The 14,684-nt window shown below is 66.5% G+C and carries 10 protein-coding genes; 7 read left to right on the top strand and 3 right to left on the bottom strand.

Annotated elements, in window-relative coordinates; all coding sequences use genetic code 11:
* The 5 genes from mnmC (at window position 1) to E8M83_RS04645 (ending at window position 8,335) form a co-directional block, all read left to right on the top strand.
* On the top strand, window positions 1-1,653 hold the full coding sequence (mnmC, locus tag E8M83_RS04665; protein WP_137172222.1) for an FAD-dependent 5-carboxymethylaminomethyl-2-thiouridine(34) oxidoreductase MnmC: 1,653 nt from the start codon (window positions 1-3) through the stop codon (window positions 1,651-1,653).
* A gap of 129 nt (window positions 1,654-1,782) precedes the next feature.
* A complete protein-coding gene (locus E8M83_RS04660) occupies window positions 1,783-2,484 on the top strand; it encodes a sensor histidine kinase KdpD (protein ID WP_137172221.1) in 702 nt (233 codons plus the stop codon).
* The gene (locus E8M83_RS04655) at window positions 2,481-4,289 is read left to right on the top strand and encodes a response regulator (RefSeq protein ID WP_229491420.1); all 1,809 of its coding nucleotides are present in this window, start codon (window positions 2,481-2,483) and stop codon (window positions 4,287-4,289) included. Before E8M83_RS04660 ends, E8M83_RS04655 begins: the two co-directional genes overlap by 4 nt.
* A 196-nt stretch (window positions 4,290-4,485) precedes the next feature.
* Window positions 4,486-5,733 (top strand): glycoside hydrolase family 88 protein, encoded by a 1,248-nt coding sequence (locus tag E8M83_RS04650; protein ID WP_137172220.1) that lies wholly within the window; start codon window positions 4,486-4,488, stop codon window positions 5,731-5,733.
* A gap of 76 nt (window positions 5,734-5,809) precedes the next feature.
* The gene (locus E8M83_RS04645; RefSeq protein ID WP_137172219.1) at window positions 5,810-8,335 is read left to right on the top strand and encodes a TonB-dependent receptor; all 2,526 of its coding nucleotides are present in this window, start codon (window positions 5,810-5,812) and stop codon (window positions 8,333-8,335) included.
* A 106-nt stretch (window positions 8,336-8,441) separates the two neighbouring features.
* Here E8M83_RS04645 and E8M83_RS04640 read toward each other — a convergent pair whose 3' ends face one another.
* Window positions 8,442-9,266, bottom strand: a complete 825-nt coding sequence (locus tag E8M83_RS04640; RefSeq protein WP_137172218.1) for an NAD(P)-dependent oxidoreductase — start codon at window positions 9,264-9,266, stop codon at window positions 8,442-8,444.
* Window positions 9,267-9,397: 131 nt separating this feature from the next.
* Here E8M83_RS04640 and E8M83_RS04635 point away from each other — a divergent pair, with 131 nt between their 5' ends.
* Together E8M83_RS04635 and E8M83_RS04630 are read left to right on the top strand one after the other, a co-directional pair.
* Complete coding sequence (locus E8M83_RS04635) at window positions 9,398-10,393, top strand: LacI family DNA-binding transcriptional regulator (protein WP_137172217.1); 996 nt, start codon at window positions 9,398-9,400, stop codon at window positions 10,391-10,393.
* A gap of 75 nt (window positions 10,394-10,468) precedes the next feature.
* Window positions 10,469-12,313, top strand: coding sequence for a hypothetical protein (locus tag E8M83_RS04630; protein WP_137172216.1), 1,845 nt, complete (start codon window positions 10,469-10,471; stop codon window positions 12,311-12,313).
* Between the two features lie 102 nt (window positions 12,314-12,415).
* Here E8M83_RS04630 and E8M83_RS04625 read toward each other — a convergent pair whose 3' ends face one another.
* Together E8M83_RS04625 and E8M83_RS04620 are read right to left on the bottom strand one after the other, a co-directional pair.
* Window positions 12,416-13,366, bottom strand: coding sequence for an alginate lyase family protein (locus E8M83_RS04625; protein WP_137172215.1), 951 nt, complete (start codon window positions 13,364-13,366; stop codon window positions 12,416-12,418).
* Between the two features lie 24 nt (window positions 13,367-13,390).
* Window positions 13,391-14,626, bottom strand: a complete 1,236-nt coding sequence (locus E8M83_RS04620; RefSeq protein WP_170976693.1) for an EAL domain-containing protein — start codon at window positions 14,624-14,626, stop codon at window positions 13,391-13,393.
* Window positions 14,627-14,684: the final 58 nt, after the last annotated feature.

Genomic DNA, 14,684 nt, shown 5'->3' with positions numbered 1-14,684 from the left:
ATGAAGGTGCAGGACCACTGGCGCGGCCGTGCGCGCTACACCGTCTTCGACAGCGACGGCAGCCATGTCGAGGCGCTGATCGACGCCTGGCGCCTGGATGCGCAGCGGCCCGCGCGCCTGCACCTGGTGGCGCTCACCGACCGCTTGCAGCCTGGCTTTCACCGCATCCCGCAGGCCGATGAAGGATTGACGCTCGACCTGGTCGCGGCGCCTCTGGAGACCGCGCTGGCCGAGCTGAACGTGCATCCCGATTTCATCTACCTGCACGGCGCCCAGGGCACGCATTTCGTCCGCCCGCTGGCGCGCTTGACAAAGCTCGGCGCCCGCTTGGCGTCAAGCGGACTCGATGCCGAGCAGCGCGCCGCCCTCGCGGCCCAGGGCTTCGCCTTCGATGGCGATGGCGCGACTTTCTCGACCCGCAAGCCGCGCCTGCCGTCGACACCAGAGCCTGACCGCTGCGCGCTGGTGCTGGGCGCCGGCGTGGCCGGCTGCGCCGCCGCGGCGCGCCTGTGCGCACGCGGCTGGCGGGTGACGCTCATCGAACGCCATCCGCACGCGGCGATGGAAGCCTCGGGCAACCTGGCCGGCATCTTCATGCCGCTGCTCTCGCGCGACGACAATATCCCGACCCGCCTGGCGCGCGCCGCCTACCTGTATGCGCTGCGCCTGTGGGAGCAACTGGGCGGCATCGGCCGCGCCTTCGACGGCGACCAGTGCGGCGTGCTGCAGCTGTCGCGCGATGCCGGCCACGCGGCGGTGTCGCGCGCGATTGCGCAAGAGGGCAGGGTCCCGCCCGACTTCGCGCGCTGGCTCGAGCCGCCTGACGCCGAAGCGTTGCTCGGCCTGCCCGCGCCGGACGGCGGCTGGCTGTTCCCGCAAGGCGGCTGGGCGCGTCCGGGCGGCGTATGCGAGGCGCTGCTGGCGTCCTGCGGCGAGCTTCTGACAAGGCGCTTCGATGCCGGCGATGTACAACTGGAGCGTCTCGGCGACGAATGGCTGGCGCGCGCTGCAAACGGCAATGTCATCGGCCAGGCGCCGACCGTGGTGCTGGCCAGCGGTGCCGGCGCCCGCCACATGGCGCAGACCGCCGGCCTGCCGCTGCAGGCGCTGCGCGGCCAGGTCACGCACCTGGCGCCGCAAGACGCGCCGCAACTGCCGCTGGTGCTGTGCCGCGAAGCCTACCTGACGCCAGCGGCCAACGGCATCACCTGCGCCGGTGCGACCTATGACCTCGATGCCGACCCTTTGTTGCGCGCCGCCAGCCACGAAGAAAACCTGGCGCGCCTGCGTGGCCTGGTGTCCGATCCACGGGCCGCCGAGGGCGCGCCGCTGGCGGGCCGGGTGGGCTTTCGCAGCGTGGCGCCGGACCGCCTGCCGCTGGTCGGCCGCCTGCCCGACTTCGCCGCCGCTGGCGCCACCGAGCGCCTGCGCGACGTGCCGCGCCATCCCGGCCTGTACGGCTTGCTGGGCTATGCCTCGCGCGGCCTGATCTGGGCGCCGCTGGCGGCCGAAGTGCTGGCCGCCCAGCTCGAGGGTGAACCGCTGCCGCTCGAGATGGCCCTGGTCGACGCCCTCGATCCGGCCCGTTTCGTGCTGCGCGCGCGTCGTAACAGCCGCCATCCTGACCCGAACGCCACCGATATCGGCCCTTGACGGTTCGACGACTAAGCGTTGCGTTGGCGCAAACGTGCGCACGGTATGGGCATCTGCGGGGAAACTAGCGGATGCCTGCGGGTATAATTTATCAGTAGCAACTTTTTCGGCCGAAGGGGGCCTGTCCGGATGGAAGACGCACAATATTCGCCCGAGCTGTTCCTGTTCCTGGCATCCACCGCGCACGATATGAAGAACTCGATCAGCGTCGTGTCGGGCACATTGGAACGCCTGCTCGACGGCGCCTCGCCCGAGACCGAGAAGGCGTATGCGCAGATGGCGCAGATGCTGTACCAGACGCGCCGCCTGAACGACAACCTGATGCAGCTGCTGGCGCTGTACAAGCAGGTCGGCAAGCCGGCGTATCCGTTCGATGTCCAGCCGCTTGAGGTGAGCCAGCTGGTCGAGCAGGTCGTGGCCCTCGAGCGCGTGCTGCTCGAGTCGCGCGGCGTCACCCTGGAACTCGACGTCGATCCCGAGCTGATCGCCCATGTCGACGAAGACCTGATCGTGGGCGTGGTCTCGCACGCCATCAACAATGCGCTGCACTACACGCGCGACCGCATCCGCCTGTCGGCGCGCGACGTCGACGGCGATCTCGAGATCCGGGTCGAGGACAACGGGGCCGGATTCCCGCCCGCGCTGCTGGCGGCCGGTACGCCAGGCAGCCGCGACAGCGGCGTCAACTTCCTGACCAATAGCGCCGGACTGGGGCTGTACTTCTCGGGCGAGGTGGCGCGCATGCACCGCCACCGCGAGCGCCATGGCGCGGTGCGGCTCGAGAACGGCGGCCCGCTCGGCGGCGGCTGCTTCATCCTGACCCTGCCATGAACACGCCTGCCGCCCTCCCCAAGCCGGATGCCAATCCGGCCCCGAACCCCGCCGCCAAGCCCGACGCCAAGCCGGCGGCGGCGGCGCTGTCCAAGCCCAAGGTGCTCGAAGAGATCGACTGGGCCAGCAAGCACTACCTGATCGTCGACGACTTCGTCGGCATCCGCCAGCTGCTGCGCGAAAGCCTGCGCAGCCTGGGCGCGCGCAATATCGACCAGGCCTCCAGCGGCGGCGAAGCCATGGGCCTGCTCAACAAGCTGCGCTACGACGTGGTGCTATGCGATTACAACCTGGGCGAGGGCAAGAACGGCCAGCAGGTGCTCGAGGAAGCGCGCATGCGCCAGCTCCTGATGCCGTCGTCCGTGTTCGTGATGGTGTCGGCCGAGAAGAGCGTGGAATCGGTGATGGGCGCGGCCGAGCACCAGCCGGATGCCTATCTGGTGAAGCCGATCACCGAAGGCGTGCTGCTCACGCGCCTGAACCGCGTGTGGCGCCGCAAGCAGATCTTCCGCCTGATCGACCAGGCTTTCATCGAGAAGGACTACCTGCGCGCGGCGCGCCTGTGCGACGACCAGATCGCCGCCAGCCGGGTGCACGAGATCGAGCTGCTGCGCATGAAGGCGCGCATGCTGGAACGCAGCGGCCAGCCGGCGCGCGCGCGCGAAGTCTATGAAAAAGTGCTGGCCCAGCGCGAATACCACTGGGCGCGCGCGGGCCTGGGCAAGATCCGCATGGCCGATGGCGACTTCGAGCAGGCGCGCCAGATGTTCCAGACCGTGATCGCCGAGAACCGCCACTATATCGACGCCTACGACCAGCTGGCCAAGGCATATCAGGGCATGGGCCAGCACGAGGAAGCGGCCGCGGTGCTCGAGCGCGCGGCCAAGATGTCGCCCAACTCCGTGCCGCGCCAGCGCCACCTGGGCCAGGCCGCACTGCGCCTGGGGAATGTGCCGATGGCCGAGAAGGCCTTCCGCAAATGCCTGGTGATCGGCGAATACTCGATCCGCAAGGCGCCCGACGATTACCTCGGCCTGGCACGCGTGTGCGGCTTGAAGGGAAATACCAAGGATGCGCTGCAGCTGCTGTTGCTGGTCCAGCGCGAGTTCGGCAGCGAGCACGAACACATGGTGTTGCGTGCCAAGATCACCGAGGGCCACGTCTACCACGAGAGCGGCGACTACCTGAACGCGCGCCGCGCCGGCGACGAGCTCGATGGGATGCTGCAGGCCGATCCCAGGCGGCCGGGCACCGCGATCTGCATCGAGATGGCGACCCTGCTTTTCGCGGTTGGCGTGAAGGGCACGCCGAACGAGGTGCTGGCCTATGTGATCCGCAACAACCACGACAACACCCTGCTGCAGGACGAGGTGCAAAAGATCTTCGACCGCGCACGCCTGCCGGACGAAGGCGCGCTCATCATCCGCACCGCGCGCAAGGAGGCGGTGGACCTGATGAACCAGGGCGTGGTGCTGTGGAAGACCGGCAAGCTGCCCGATGCCGTCAAATGGATGCGCAAGGCGCGCGAACGGCTGCCGGACAATGTGCGGGTGCTGTTCAACGCGGTGCAGATCCTGATCTCGCACATGCAGCAGCGCGGCTACGAACCCGAACTGGACGTGGAAGCGCGCGAGGTGCTGGAGCATGTCGACCGGCTGCAGCCGAGCCAGCAGCGTTTCGCGCAGCTGATGGAGCAGCTGGGCGCGCTGCAGCCAAAGCCCGAGCCGGCCAATCCGGCGCCGCCAGAGGCCGGGAAGGACGAGAAGGACGCGCAAGACGACGCTGCGCCTTCCAGAAAGCCATGACGCAAAACTCAGCAAAAACGTTTTCTCTCATCCCGCAAATTCCTCTCCCAAAAGCAAGATAAGACCCGGCCTGCACGGGCTTTAACCCAAAAACCACACGTAAAACAATCTAGTTAATCGTTTTCCTAAATCTGTTGACTTTGGTTTCGCTTGTGACTAGCATTTACTCAAGCAAAAAAATAACAGGAGACAGGGAATGACACGCTACCCATCCGTGGGGACGGCTGCCGTGCGCCTCATCGCCGCGCTGGCGCTGGCGCTGGCAGGCGCCGCTGCCGGCGCCACAGCCGGTGCCAATGCGCAGGAAACCGTTTCACAACTGGTCCAGCGCAGCTTCGACACCGCGGCCGCGCAATACGGCGGCATGCTGGACAAGGTCCAGCGCAAACCAGGCTTCCCGCGCACCGTGGAGAAGGGCGAAGTGGTGCTGGTCGGCGTTGGCGACTGGACCGCCGGCTTCTTCCCCGGCTCGCTGTGGTACTTGTACGAAGCGACCGGCGACGCCAAATGGCGCCTGGCCGCCGCCGACTACACGGCGCGCACCGCGCCGGCCAAGTTCGACAAGAGCCAGCACGACCTCGGCTTCATGCTGGGCGCCGGCTACGGCAACGGCTACCGCCTGACGGGCGACCCGGCCTACCGCGACGCGCTGCTGGCCGGCGCCACCACCCTGGTCACCCGCTTCAATCCCAAGGTCGGCAGCATCCAGTCCTGGGACCTGTGGAAGAACAGCACCTGGGCCTTCCCGGTCATCGTCGACAACCTGATGAACCTGGAACTGCTCACCTGGGCCGCGCGCACCGCCGTCGAGCCGCGCTACCGCGAGATCGCGGTGACCCACGCCGACACCACGCTGCGCAACCACTTCCGCCCCGACGGTTCCAGCTTCCACCTGGTCGACTACGACCCGCAGACGGGCAAGATCCGCAGCCGCGTGACGGTGCAGGGCAATGCCGATGCCTCGTCGTGGGCGCGCGGCCAGGCCTGGGCGCTGTACGGCTACACCATGATGTACCGCGAAACGAAACAAGAGGATTACCTGGCCCAGGCGCACAAGATCGCCGCCTTCTTCATGCACCATCCGCGCCTGCCGGCCGACAAGGTGCCGTACTGGGACTTCGACGACGCCAGCATCCCGAATGCGCCGCGCGACAGCTCGGCCGCCGCCATCGTCGCATCGAGCCTGCTTGAACTGGCGGGCTTCTCGAACGCCGAGCAGGCGCGCGCCTACCACACGTTTGCCGAGGCGCAGCTGCGCAGCCTGGCGTCGCCGGCCTACCTGGCCAGCGGCGGCGAAGGTGGTGACAACAACGGCAACTTCCTGCTCAAGCATGCGACCGGCCACAAGCCGGCCGGGAAAGAGATCGACGTGCCGCTCAACTATGCGGACTACTACTTTCTCGAGGCACTGCTGCGCCTGAAGGGCACGCAGGCGGGACGCTGAAGCATCCGGCCCGAGCACGGGATCGACATCGCTACCCGCGCCTGGCCACTTTTTTTGGAAACCGGAGGAGACTACGTTGGACAAGAACAAAATCGAAGGCTTCGACATGGCGGTGAAACCGCTGGCGGCCGTGGTGGCGCTGGCCGTTGCGCAATGGGCCTTGCCCGTCCATGCCCAGGAACTCGGGGAGGGGCAGCAGAACGCCACCGGGCTGCAATCGGTGGTCGTCACCGCCAACAAGCGGGTCGAGAAACTGGAGAGCGTGCCGATGGCGATCTCCGTCATTTCCGAGGCCGAGCTGCAGCGCAATAACGTGCGCGAGATCGAGGACATCGTGGCGCTGACGCCCTCGCTGACCCAGGCCTCGGGCACCACCGCCGCCAACAATGCGCTGTTCATGCGCGGCATCGGCACCGTCTCGGTGGGCATCGGCGTCGAATCGGACGTCTCGGTGATCCTCGACGATATCCCGATCGCGGTGCAGTTCCAGGCCTTCCGCGACCTGGCCGACGTGGCGCGGGTCGAAGTCTTGAAGGGACCGCAAAGCACGCTGTTCGGCAAGTCGGCGGTGGCCGGCGCGATCAATATCGTGACCAAGCCGATCTCGGGACCGGTGATCTACCGCGGCAGCGCCTACTACACCGACGACAAGGAATGGCGCCTGGCCGCCTCGGTGGGCGGCCGCATGACCGACACCTTCGGCATGCGCATCGCCGTCAACAAGAGCGATATGCCGGGTAACTTCACCAACCTGACCAATGGCGAGAAGGTCAACGGTTCGTCGGGCAAGACCATGATGGCGAAGTTCTCCTGGACTCCGATCAAGAACCTCGACATCGACTTCATGCCGCAATATAACGAGCAGGAGAACACGCGCGGCGTGACGGCGGTGAACGGCTTCTACCGCACCACCGGCTCGGCCGCAGCCGGCAACCTGGAGCGGATCCCGGTCGATATCTCGACCGCCTACATGAACGGCAACCCGCAGCTGCCAGCCTCGCTGGTCCTGGCCGGCATCGACCCGACCAACCCGAACAACCGCTATGTGCGGCGCGATTCCCCGACCGGGATTGCGTCGCGCACACATGGCGCCGGCCTGAAGCTGTCGTACACGCTGCCCAACGATGCGACCCTGATGTCGATCTCGTCCTACCAGCGCTACAAGGCCAACGACTCGCGCGACCAGGACTTCACCGACGTGCCGACCATCGCCCGTCCGGGCGAGACCCGGTTCTCGGTCGGGAACCTCCAGTTCGGCAGCTACGACATCACGTCCAAGACCCAGGAGCTGCGCCTGGTCTCGCCCGACGCCGGCAACTTGCGCTACGTGGCCGGCCTGTGGTGGGCGCGTAACGAGATCGAGCGCCATTTCATTCGCGGCTTCTGCGTGGCGCCGGCAGTCTGCGCCGCCAACTCGCCATCCAGCCCGACCAACTACTACACCGATATCTACAACGTGAACAAGGCGGTATTCGGCCAGGCGACCTGGGACTTCGCGCCGACCTGGACCCTGGTGGCCGGCCTGCGCCGCAACCTGGAAGAATCGGGCTTCAATTACGCGCGCAACTTCTATACCGACCAGCTGGACCGCTCGACCTTCGTGCCCGGCCCGGTCGGCAAGGACGTGTTCTCGAACACCGGCAACGAGGATTGGGCCACCACCGGCAAGCTCAGTCTCCAGAAGCAGCTCACCCGCGAATGGATGGTGTACGCCATGACCGCCACCGGCCACAAGGGCAAGGCGTATGACGTGACCAGCGGCCTGCAGCCCTCGGCCGCGTTCCCGGTCGACCCCGAGAAGAGCCGCACCTACGAGCTGGGCACCAAGGCCAACCTGCTCAACAACCGCCTGTCGATCGCGGCCACGGTGTACCACACCGACTTCAGGCACTACCAGCAGAACACCTCCTTCGTGCTGCCGGACGATCCGACCATCTACACGCAACTGAACTCGATTCCGAAGATCCGCACCCGCGGCTTCGAGATCGATGCCAATATGCTGCTGGCCACGAACTGGTCGATGAATGCATCGATGGCCTATACCCGGCCAACCATCGAGGACTGGAAGAACGGCCCCTGCTACCAGGACAACACCAATCCGGTGATCCCGGGCACCGGGGCGGGCGAGGGCGGTTCGCTGGGCGGCTGGAACCGTGACTGCTTCGCGATCCGACCCGGCGCCACCACCGGCGTGCAGGATCTGTCGGGCGGGATCTTCCCGGGCACGCCGAAGATCAAGGTCAATATCGGCAGCAACTACGACATCCGCTTCCCGTCGCTGCCGTTCGGCGCCTTCATCAACGGTAATGTGCGCTACCAGAGCGACTACCAGACCAATATCAACAACGATCCGCGCTCGGTCAACGACAGCTACACGATCGCCGACCTGGGCTTCGGCATCCGCGACAACAAGGACCGCTACCGCCTGAGCTTCCAGATCAAGAACCTGTTCGACCGCTTCTACATCCCGAACGCCAACGCCAGCGGCCCGAGCTTCCGCGCCGGCCCGACCTCGACCTCGCCGTCGATCACGGTCAACAGCTGGGTGCCGCCGCGCGATGTGTTCCGTTATTTCAGCATGAAGCTCGACGTGAAGTTCTGATCGGTAGTCATCAACGAAAGCGGCGCCTTCCGGATGGAAAGTGCCGCTTTTTATATGCCGCCGTGCGAAACACGACGGCAAAGCCTTGTCAGATCGCCTGGTTCGATCAATCCTTGTAGATCGGCCCGGCCAGCACGAACGGGCCACCCTGGTAGGTGGCGGTGATCTCGTCGGCCGGCGGCCAGTGGCTGTCGTGCGGGAAGCGCTCGGCGAAGTCGCGCGAGCTGTGCTGCGGCTCGAAGCCCAGGTGGGCGGCCTGGCTGTTGTCCCACCAGCTGACGCGATTGTCCGAGACGCCGAAGGTGATTGTGTGGCCGACGCGCGGCGTGAACAGTGCGCAGCGCACCAGTTCGACCAGGTCGTCGTGGGCCAGGAAGGTCACCATCATGCGCGCATTGCGCGGCTCGGCGAACGAGGAGCCGATGCGCAGGCACACGGTCTCGATGCCGAAGCGGTCATAGTAGTAGCGCGACAGCGCTTCGCCGAAGCACTTCGAGACGCCATAGATGCAGTCGGGCCGCAGCGGCATGCTGGCGTCGATGCGCTCGGTGGTGGGGTAGAACCCGACCACGTGGCTCGAGCTGGCGTAGATCACGCGCTTGATGCCCTTCTTGTGCACGGCCTCGTACAGGTGGTGCAGGCCGACGATATTGGCCTGCACGATCTTGTCGACTTCTTCTTCCACCGAGACGCCGCCGAAATGCAGCACCGCATCCACGCCCTCGAGCAGCTCCAGCACCGCATCGCGGTCGGCCAGGTCGCAGCGCACCACTTCCTCGCCTTCGCCGGCGGCGGGGATGTCGCGCACATCGGACAGGCGCACCACCTCGGCCCAGGGCTTGATGCGCTCGCGCAGCAGCGTGCCGAGGCCACCCCCGGCGCCGGTCAGCAGCAGACGTTTGAAAGGCTTGCGCGGGATCGCTTCGTTCATGAATGGGCTCCAGGGTATGTTAAACGTTTAACTAGATTACCTCCGATACCGTGGTGCGTCAATGCCGCCAATAGGGTATTGGAGCAGCAGGCGCATGCTAAGATGGCCGGTCAAATAACGATTACCCGATCATGAAGAGCTCCGCACCGACCATCCGCGACGTCGCCGCCGCCGCCCAGGTATCCACCGCCACGGTTTCCAAGTACATCAACGGTGCGCAGCGCTTTTCACCCAAGGTCGAGGCGGCGCTCGACGAGGCCATCGCGACCCTGGGCTACCGCTCCAATCCCCTGGCCAAGTCGATGATCACCGGGCGTACCAACACCATCGGGCTGTCGGTGCTGGACATTAACAACCCCCATTTCAGCAGCATCCTGAAGGGCGCCAACCGGGTCGCCCACGAGCAGGAATACTCGGTCCTGCTGGTCGACACCGAGGAAACCCCGAGCCGCGAGCGGCGCACCCTGGAAGACCTGAGCCGGCGCGTGGACGGCATGATCGTGTTTTCGCGCATGCGCGAGCACGAGATGGGGTGGATGGCCAGCATCGATAAACCACTGGTGTTCTTCGGCTCCCTGAACGAACTGCCGATTCCGACGGTGGCCAGCGACGACCATGGCGGCGCCTTCATGCTGGCCCAGCACCTGCGCATGCTGGGCCACAAGCGCATCGCCTACCTGGGTTTTTCGCGTTCGCGCCGCGACGAAGAACGCCTGGGCGGCATCCGCGAATGCCTGGATGCTGCCGGCATCGAACTGACCGTGCACGACGGCGAGAACCCGTCGATGGCGGAGGGCGAGCGCCTGTGCTCGGGCGTGGTGCTCGGGCCCCAGCGGCCGGACGCCGTCATCTGCTACAACGACTTGATGGCGCTGGGCTTCATGAAGGAGTGCGAAAATCTCGGCCTGTCGATCCCGCGCGACCTGTCGGTGGTCGGTTTCGACAATATCGCCTACGGCAAGTACGTGTCGCCGGCGCTCACCACGGTCGACCTGCAGAGCGAACGCATGGGCGCGACCGCGATGACCAAGCTGCTGGCGGTGATCCGCGGCGAGCCGGTCGAGAAGCTCACCAAGGTCGCGCCGCAACTGGTGCTGCGCGCCTCGACCCAGGCCCGGGCCGCCTAGCGGGTATTTTTTCTTTACTTTCCGGTAGCGTTGCCATATTCTTTGGAAAACGTTTAACTATATCGGAGACTTCGCATGCGTCACGTCTGTTCCCTGCTGGCGACGGCATCCCTGCTGGCCGTTCCCATCCATGCCGCAGCTGCAGCGGCGGCCACGCCACCGCTGCAGCGCAGCGTCGAGCAAGCCTACCCGCAGCTCGAATACCTGATCCAGAAACTGGTGAAGGAACGGGAAAACATCGTGATGGACGGCGAGAAGGCCCTGAATAGCAAGGACAAGTTCTTGCCCGGGAAGATCGCCACCGGCCTGGCCGACCTGCTGGTGCACCTGCCGGCGAACGATCCGCGCCTGCCGGGCATGCTGCGCGACTACGCCGACCTGGCCGATATGACGATCGGCATGAACAACGAATCCTGGGGCATCTATTACTATATCGGCGCCCTGCATCGCCTCAAGAAGGCCGGCCTGCTCGAGCGCGCCGTACGGCCCGCCACCCTCGAGCGCCTGCGCAAGCAACTGGACTGGCGCACCTTCGTGCGCGTGCCGAGCTACGAGCTGATCGACTTGCCGACCAATTACTACGGCGTCGCCTTCAGCATCGCCCGCCTGCGCATGCTGATGGGATGGGAAGATACCGCCGGCAGCGAGGTCCTGCTCGACCGCATGCTCAAGCACTACGCCAGATACTCGGGCGAATACGGCTTCAGCGACGAGACCGACGGCCAGGGCCGCTTCGACCGCTACAGCATCCTGCTCAGCGCCGAGATCTGCGAACGCTTCATCGAGACCGGCCTGGAAGTGACGCCGGAACTGAAGGCGCTGCTGCGCAAGTCGGCCGACGTCGCCCTGAACAGCGCGCGCGCTGACGGCACGGGCTTTACGATGGGCCGCAGCCTGGGGCCGTATGGCGAGACCGCGATGCTCGAGATCCTGTCGACCGCGGCCTATCTCGACGTGCTCACGCCCGAAGAAAAAGAGTATGCCTACGCCTACTCGGCCCGCATCGCCGAGCGCTACATGAACTTCTGGTATCGCGCCGACATGCGCTCGGTCGATATGTGGAACGACGGCCGGCGCACCGACGCCTATCGCGGCAAGCACCGCATCCTGGGCGAGAACTTCTCGCTGCTGCACCAGCTCATCGCCACCAACGAGATGTGGAACCGGGCCGGCATGAAGGACGTGGCGCCGCGCCAGGACCTGGCGGCCTGGCTAGAACGCAGCCGGCCCGCATTCAGCCTGACGCGCTTTGCGCGCGGCGAGCATGACCGCGCGCTGGCGATCTGGCGCGACAAGGGCCATGTGTTCAGTCTGTCCCTGATCAACGGCGGCCAGAGCCAGCATGCGAACAGCCCGTATTACCCGCTGCCGTTTGCCCACGGCATCGTGTCGGGCGTGGCCGACAGCGGCCCGGCGCATGCGCAGCTGATGCCGAAATTTACCCTCGCCGATGGCAGCGAGTTGATCGCCACCGCCTTCCTGAAGGATATCCAGACTCGCGAGAAGGGCGCCGGCCATGCGGTCACGTATCGCCAGGACGCCCTGACCCGGCTGGGCAAGAACCTGCCGGTTGCCGATCCGCGCATCCGCGTCGAGACCGAATACACCTTGCAGCCGGGCGCCATCACGCGCACCGACCGCTATACCCCGGCCGCGCCGCTGGAGGTGGCGAAGCTGACGCTGGAATTCGGCGCGTTCTCGCGCGGCGCCACGGTCGCGGGCAACAAGGTGCGCTTCAGCGAGGGCGCGGTGCAGGCCTTCGAGGTGGGCGGCCTGGCCGCGTGCACGGCGCGGCCGGCGGCCGGAGACGCCGCCTGGCAGGCGCCGTATGGCCAGATGAACACGGTGGTCAGCTGCGCCAGCGGCGCGTTCAGCCTGCGCGAGCCGCTGGTGGTGAGCTGGACGATCCGCTACCAGTAAGGATGCAGAAGGGCGGGCGCCCACGGCGCCCGATACGTCAGCGACAAGTCATCTCCTTGCGCCCGGTATCCGGCAACCTCCCTGCCGGTCCGGGCGCTCTTTTTATCCCTGTGCGGCGCGCGGATGCTCGAGCGGATTGGCCAGGTTGCGATCGCCCCCCATGCGCGCATCCCAGTTGTTCGCTGGCGGCGCTTGCGGCGCGATCCGCTGTCCACTGCGGCGTTCGTGGATCGCGATCCAGCCCGGCACCCGCGGCGGCATCTCTTGCGGTGCGCCGGCCATGCGTTCGAGGGCCGCAGGATCGGCCACCGACTGCACCGAGAAGCGCAGCAGCCGCTCCAGGGCCGGATCGTCCAGTTCGAGGATCGAGGCCATCATCACCAGCGGCGCCGCCGAATACAGGTGGTAGCTGAGCGCCTTGCCGGCGCGCGCCACCTCGAGCGGCAGCGAGCCGTCAGGCTGGATCTGCCCCATCGCGTGGCGGAACACCTTGCGGCCCCAGTCCAGGTAGCGTGCCTCACCGGTGACGCCGCCGACCGCCGTCACCGCCAGGCCTTCCCAGTAATAGTGGTTGTTGCGCACGCCCTTGTGCTGCTCGGCGTGCTCGATGGTGGCGTCGGCCAGCCGGCGCAGCCAGGCGTCGATCGCCTCGCGCTGGCCTGGGGTGGCCGCCGGCCGCACCCGCGCATAGCTCAGCGCCAGGCCGCCCAGCGTCCATTTGCGGGTGTAGTACGACTGGCGGGTGGTCATCGTGCCGAGCAGCGCATTGTGCCGGGCCCAGGCGTCCAGCCAGGCCAGGGCGCAGCGCGCGCCATCGGGATCGCTCCCCGCCTGCCAGTGGCTGGCCGAGCGCGCGATGACGCCCAGGTAGTCGTTGACCGGCTTGACCGCCGCCTCGTTGCGTGCCTTGAGCGCCGGGTCGACGATCGAGCTCTTGTCATCGACGTAGTAGCGGTTGGCGTCGATGTCGTGAACTGCCGGCGGCGGGACGTTGCAGGCAAGCGCGGCGCACGGCGCCAAGAGAGTGAGCAGGCTTGGGACCAGGGAACGCACGACACCTCCACGAAAACGTTTAACTTATTGTAGATCGGTCGTGGCAGGTAGTAAACGGGCAGGTGCGCCGTCATGTGCGCCGGGTGGCGGCGCTGGCGTGAACAAGGTCTCGAAGCCGGCATCCTCGATATCTTCCAATAGCCCGATCAGGACCAGCGACACCTGCTTGAGCTCGCGCATCAGCGGCGCGATGTCGGCCTGGCCAGCCCCAAGACGGATGCGCTCGACGATCAGGGCGCCGATCTCATGCAGCCTGCGGTGCGGCGCATCGAGCGCGCCATACATCGGCGTGCCCGCGAAATAGCGGCCCTCGCCGAAGTACCAGCGGCCGAGCGCGCACTTGGTGAAGCACAGGGTCGGATGGCCGCCGGACTGGCGCAGCGGCGCGCCTGGCGGCAGGGCGGCGCGCCGGATCGCGAAGCTGGCCAGTTGGCGCCGCCACTGCACGTGGTCGACGATCGCCATGTGCACCAGGCCGACCGGCAGGCCGCGGCATTTGCTGGCCGCCGCGCAGAAGGCCTTGAATTCATCGAGCGGCAGGGCGCGGCTGATCAGGAAGCCCTGGGCCACGCCGCAGCCAGCTTCCACCAGGAAGTCGTGCTGCGGCACCGTCTCGACGCCCTCGGCGACCACTTCCATGCCCAGTTCGTGGCCGAGCCGGATCGAGGAACGGACGATGGTCGCGTTCTTGGGCGAGTCGAGCATGCGCTCGACAATGCCCTGGTCCAGCTTGATGCTGGTAAACGGCCACTGGCTGAGCGTGTCGATGCTCGAGTAGCCGATGCCGTAGTCGTCCATCGCCAGCCCGATACCGGCCTCGGTCAGCGCCTGGACGTTGTGCAGCACGCAGGGCGCGGCCTGCAGCGCCTGGGTCTCGGTGATCTCGAGTTCGAGCGCCGATGGCGGCAGGCGCCCGGCGCCGACCGCCTCCAGGATCAGCGCGGTCAGGGTGCGCTCTTCGAGGTCGCACGAACTGACATTGAACGAAACCCGGAACAGGTGCTCCAGGCCGCTGCCGGCCAGGTCGGCCACCAGTTGCGGGAACAGCTGCAGGGTCAGGGGCCGCAGCAGGCCGGCCTGCTCGGCCACCGGAATGAACATCGAGGCCGGCAGCACCTCGCCGTCGCGGCGGCGCCAGCGCACCAGGGCTTCGGCACCGGTGATGCGGTTGCTGATCAGGGACACCTTGGGCTGGTAGTACAGGACGAATTCCCGGTTGTTCAGCCCGGAGGCGATGTCATCCGCGGTCACGATGGTCATGGCAGGTCCGGTTGGCGGTGAATGCGATAGAGACGTTATCCGCCGAGCTTGCCAGTTC

The sequence above is a fragment of the Massilia sp. HP4 genome, from assembly GCF_005222695.1.
Classification (GTDB): Bacteria; Pseudomonadota; Gammaproteobacteria; order Burkholderiales; family Burkholderiaceae_D; genus Telluria.
The sequence above is the reverse complement of the archived record's forward strand: the minus strand, read 5'-3'. Positions and strand labels throughout refer to the sequence as shown.

What these genes read in the sequence shown, in the direction of transcription:
- E8M83_RS04635 (WP_137172217.1), top strand. Translation starts at nt 9,398, where the DNA reads ATGAAGAGCTCCGCACCGACCATCCGCGACGTCGCCGCCGCCGCCCAG.
- E8M83_RS04640 (WP_137172218.1), bottom strand. Translation starts at nt 9,266, where the DNA reads ATGAACGAAGCGATCCCGCGCAAGCCTTTCAAACGTCTGCTGCTGACC.
- E8M83_RS04620 (WP_170976693.1), bottom strand. Translation starts at nt 14,626, where the DNA reads ATGACCATCGTGACCGCGGATGACATCGCCTCCGGGCTGAACAACCGG.
- mnmC (WP_137172222.1), top strand. Translation starts at nt 1, where the DNA reads ATGAAGGTGCAGGACCACTGGCGCGGCCGTGCGCGCTACACCGTCTTC.
- E8M83_RS04655 (WP_229491420.1), top strand. Translation starts at nt 2,481, where the DNA reads ATGAACACGCCTGCCGCCCTCCCCAAGCCGGATGCCAATCCGGCCCCG.
- E8M83_RS04650 (WP_137172220.1), top strand. Translation starts at nt 4,486, where the DNA reads ATGACACGCTACCCATCCGTGGGGACGGCTGCCGTGCGCCTCATCGCC.
- E8M83_RS04630 (WP_137172216.1), top strand. Translation starts at nt 10,469, where the DNA reads ATGCGTCACGTCTGTTCCCTGCTGGCGACGGCATCCCTGCTGGCCGTT.
- E8M83_RS04660 (WP_137172221.1), top strand. Translation starts at nt 1,783, where the DNA reads ATGGAAGACGCACAATATTCGCCCGAGCTGTTCCTGTTCCTGGCATCC.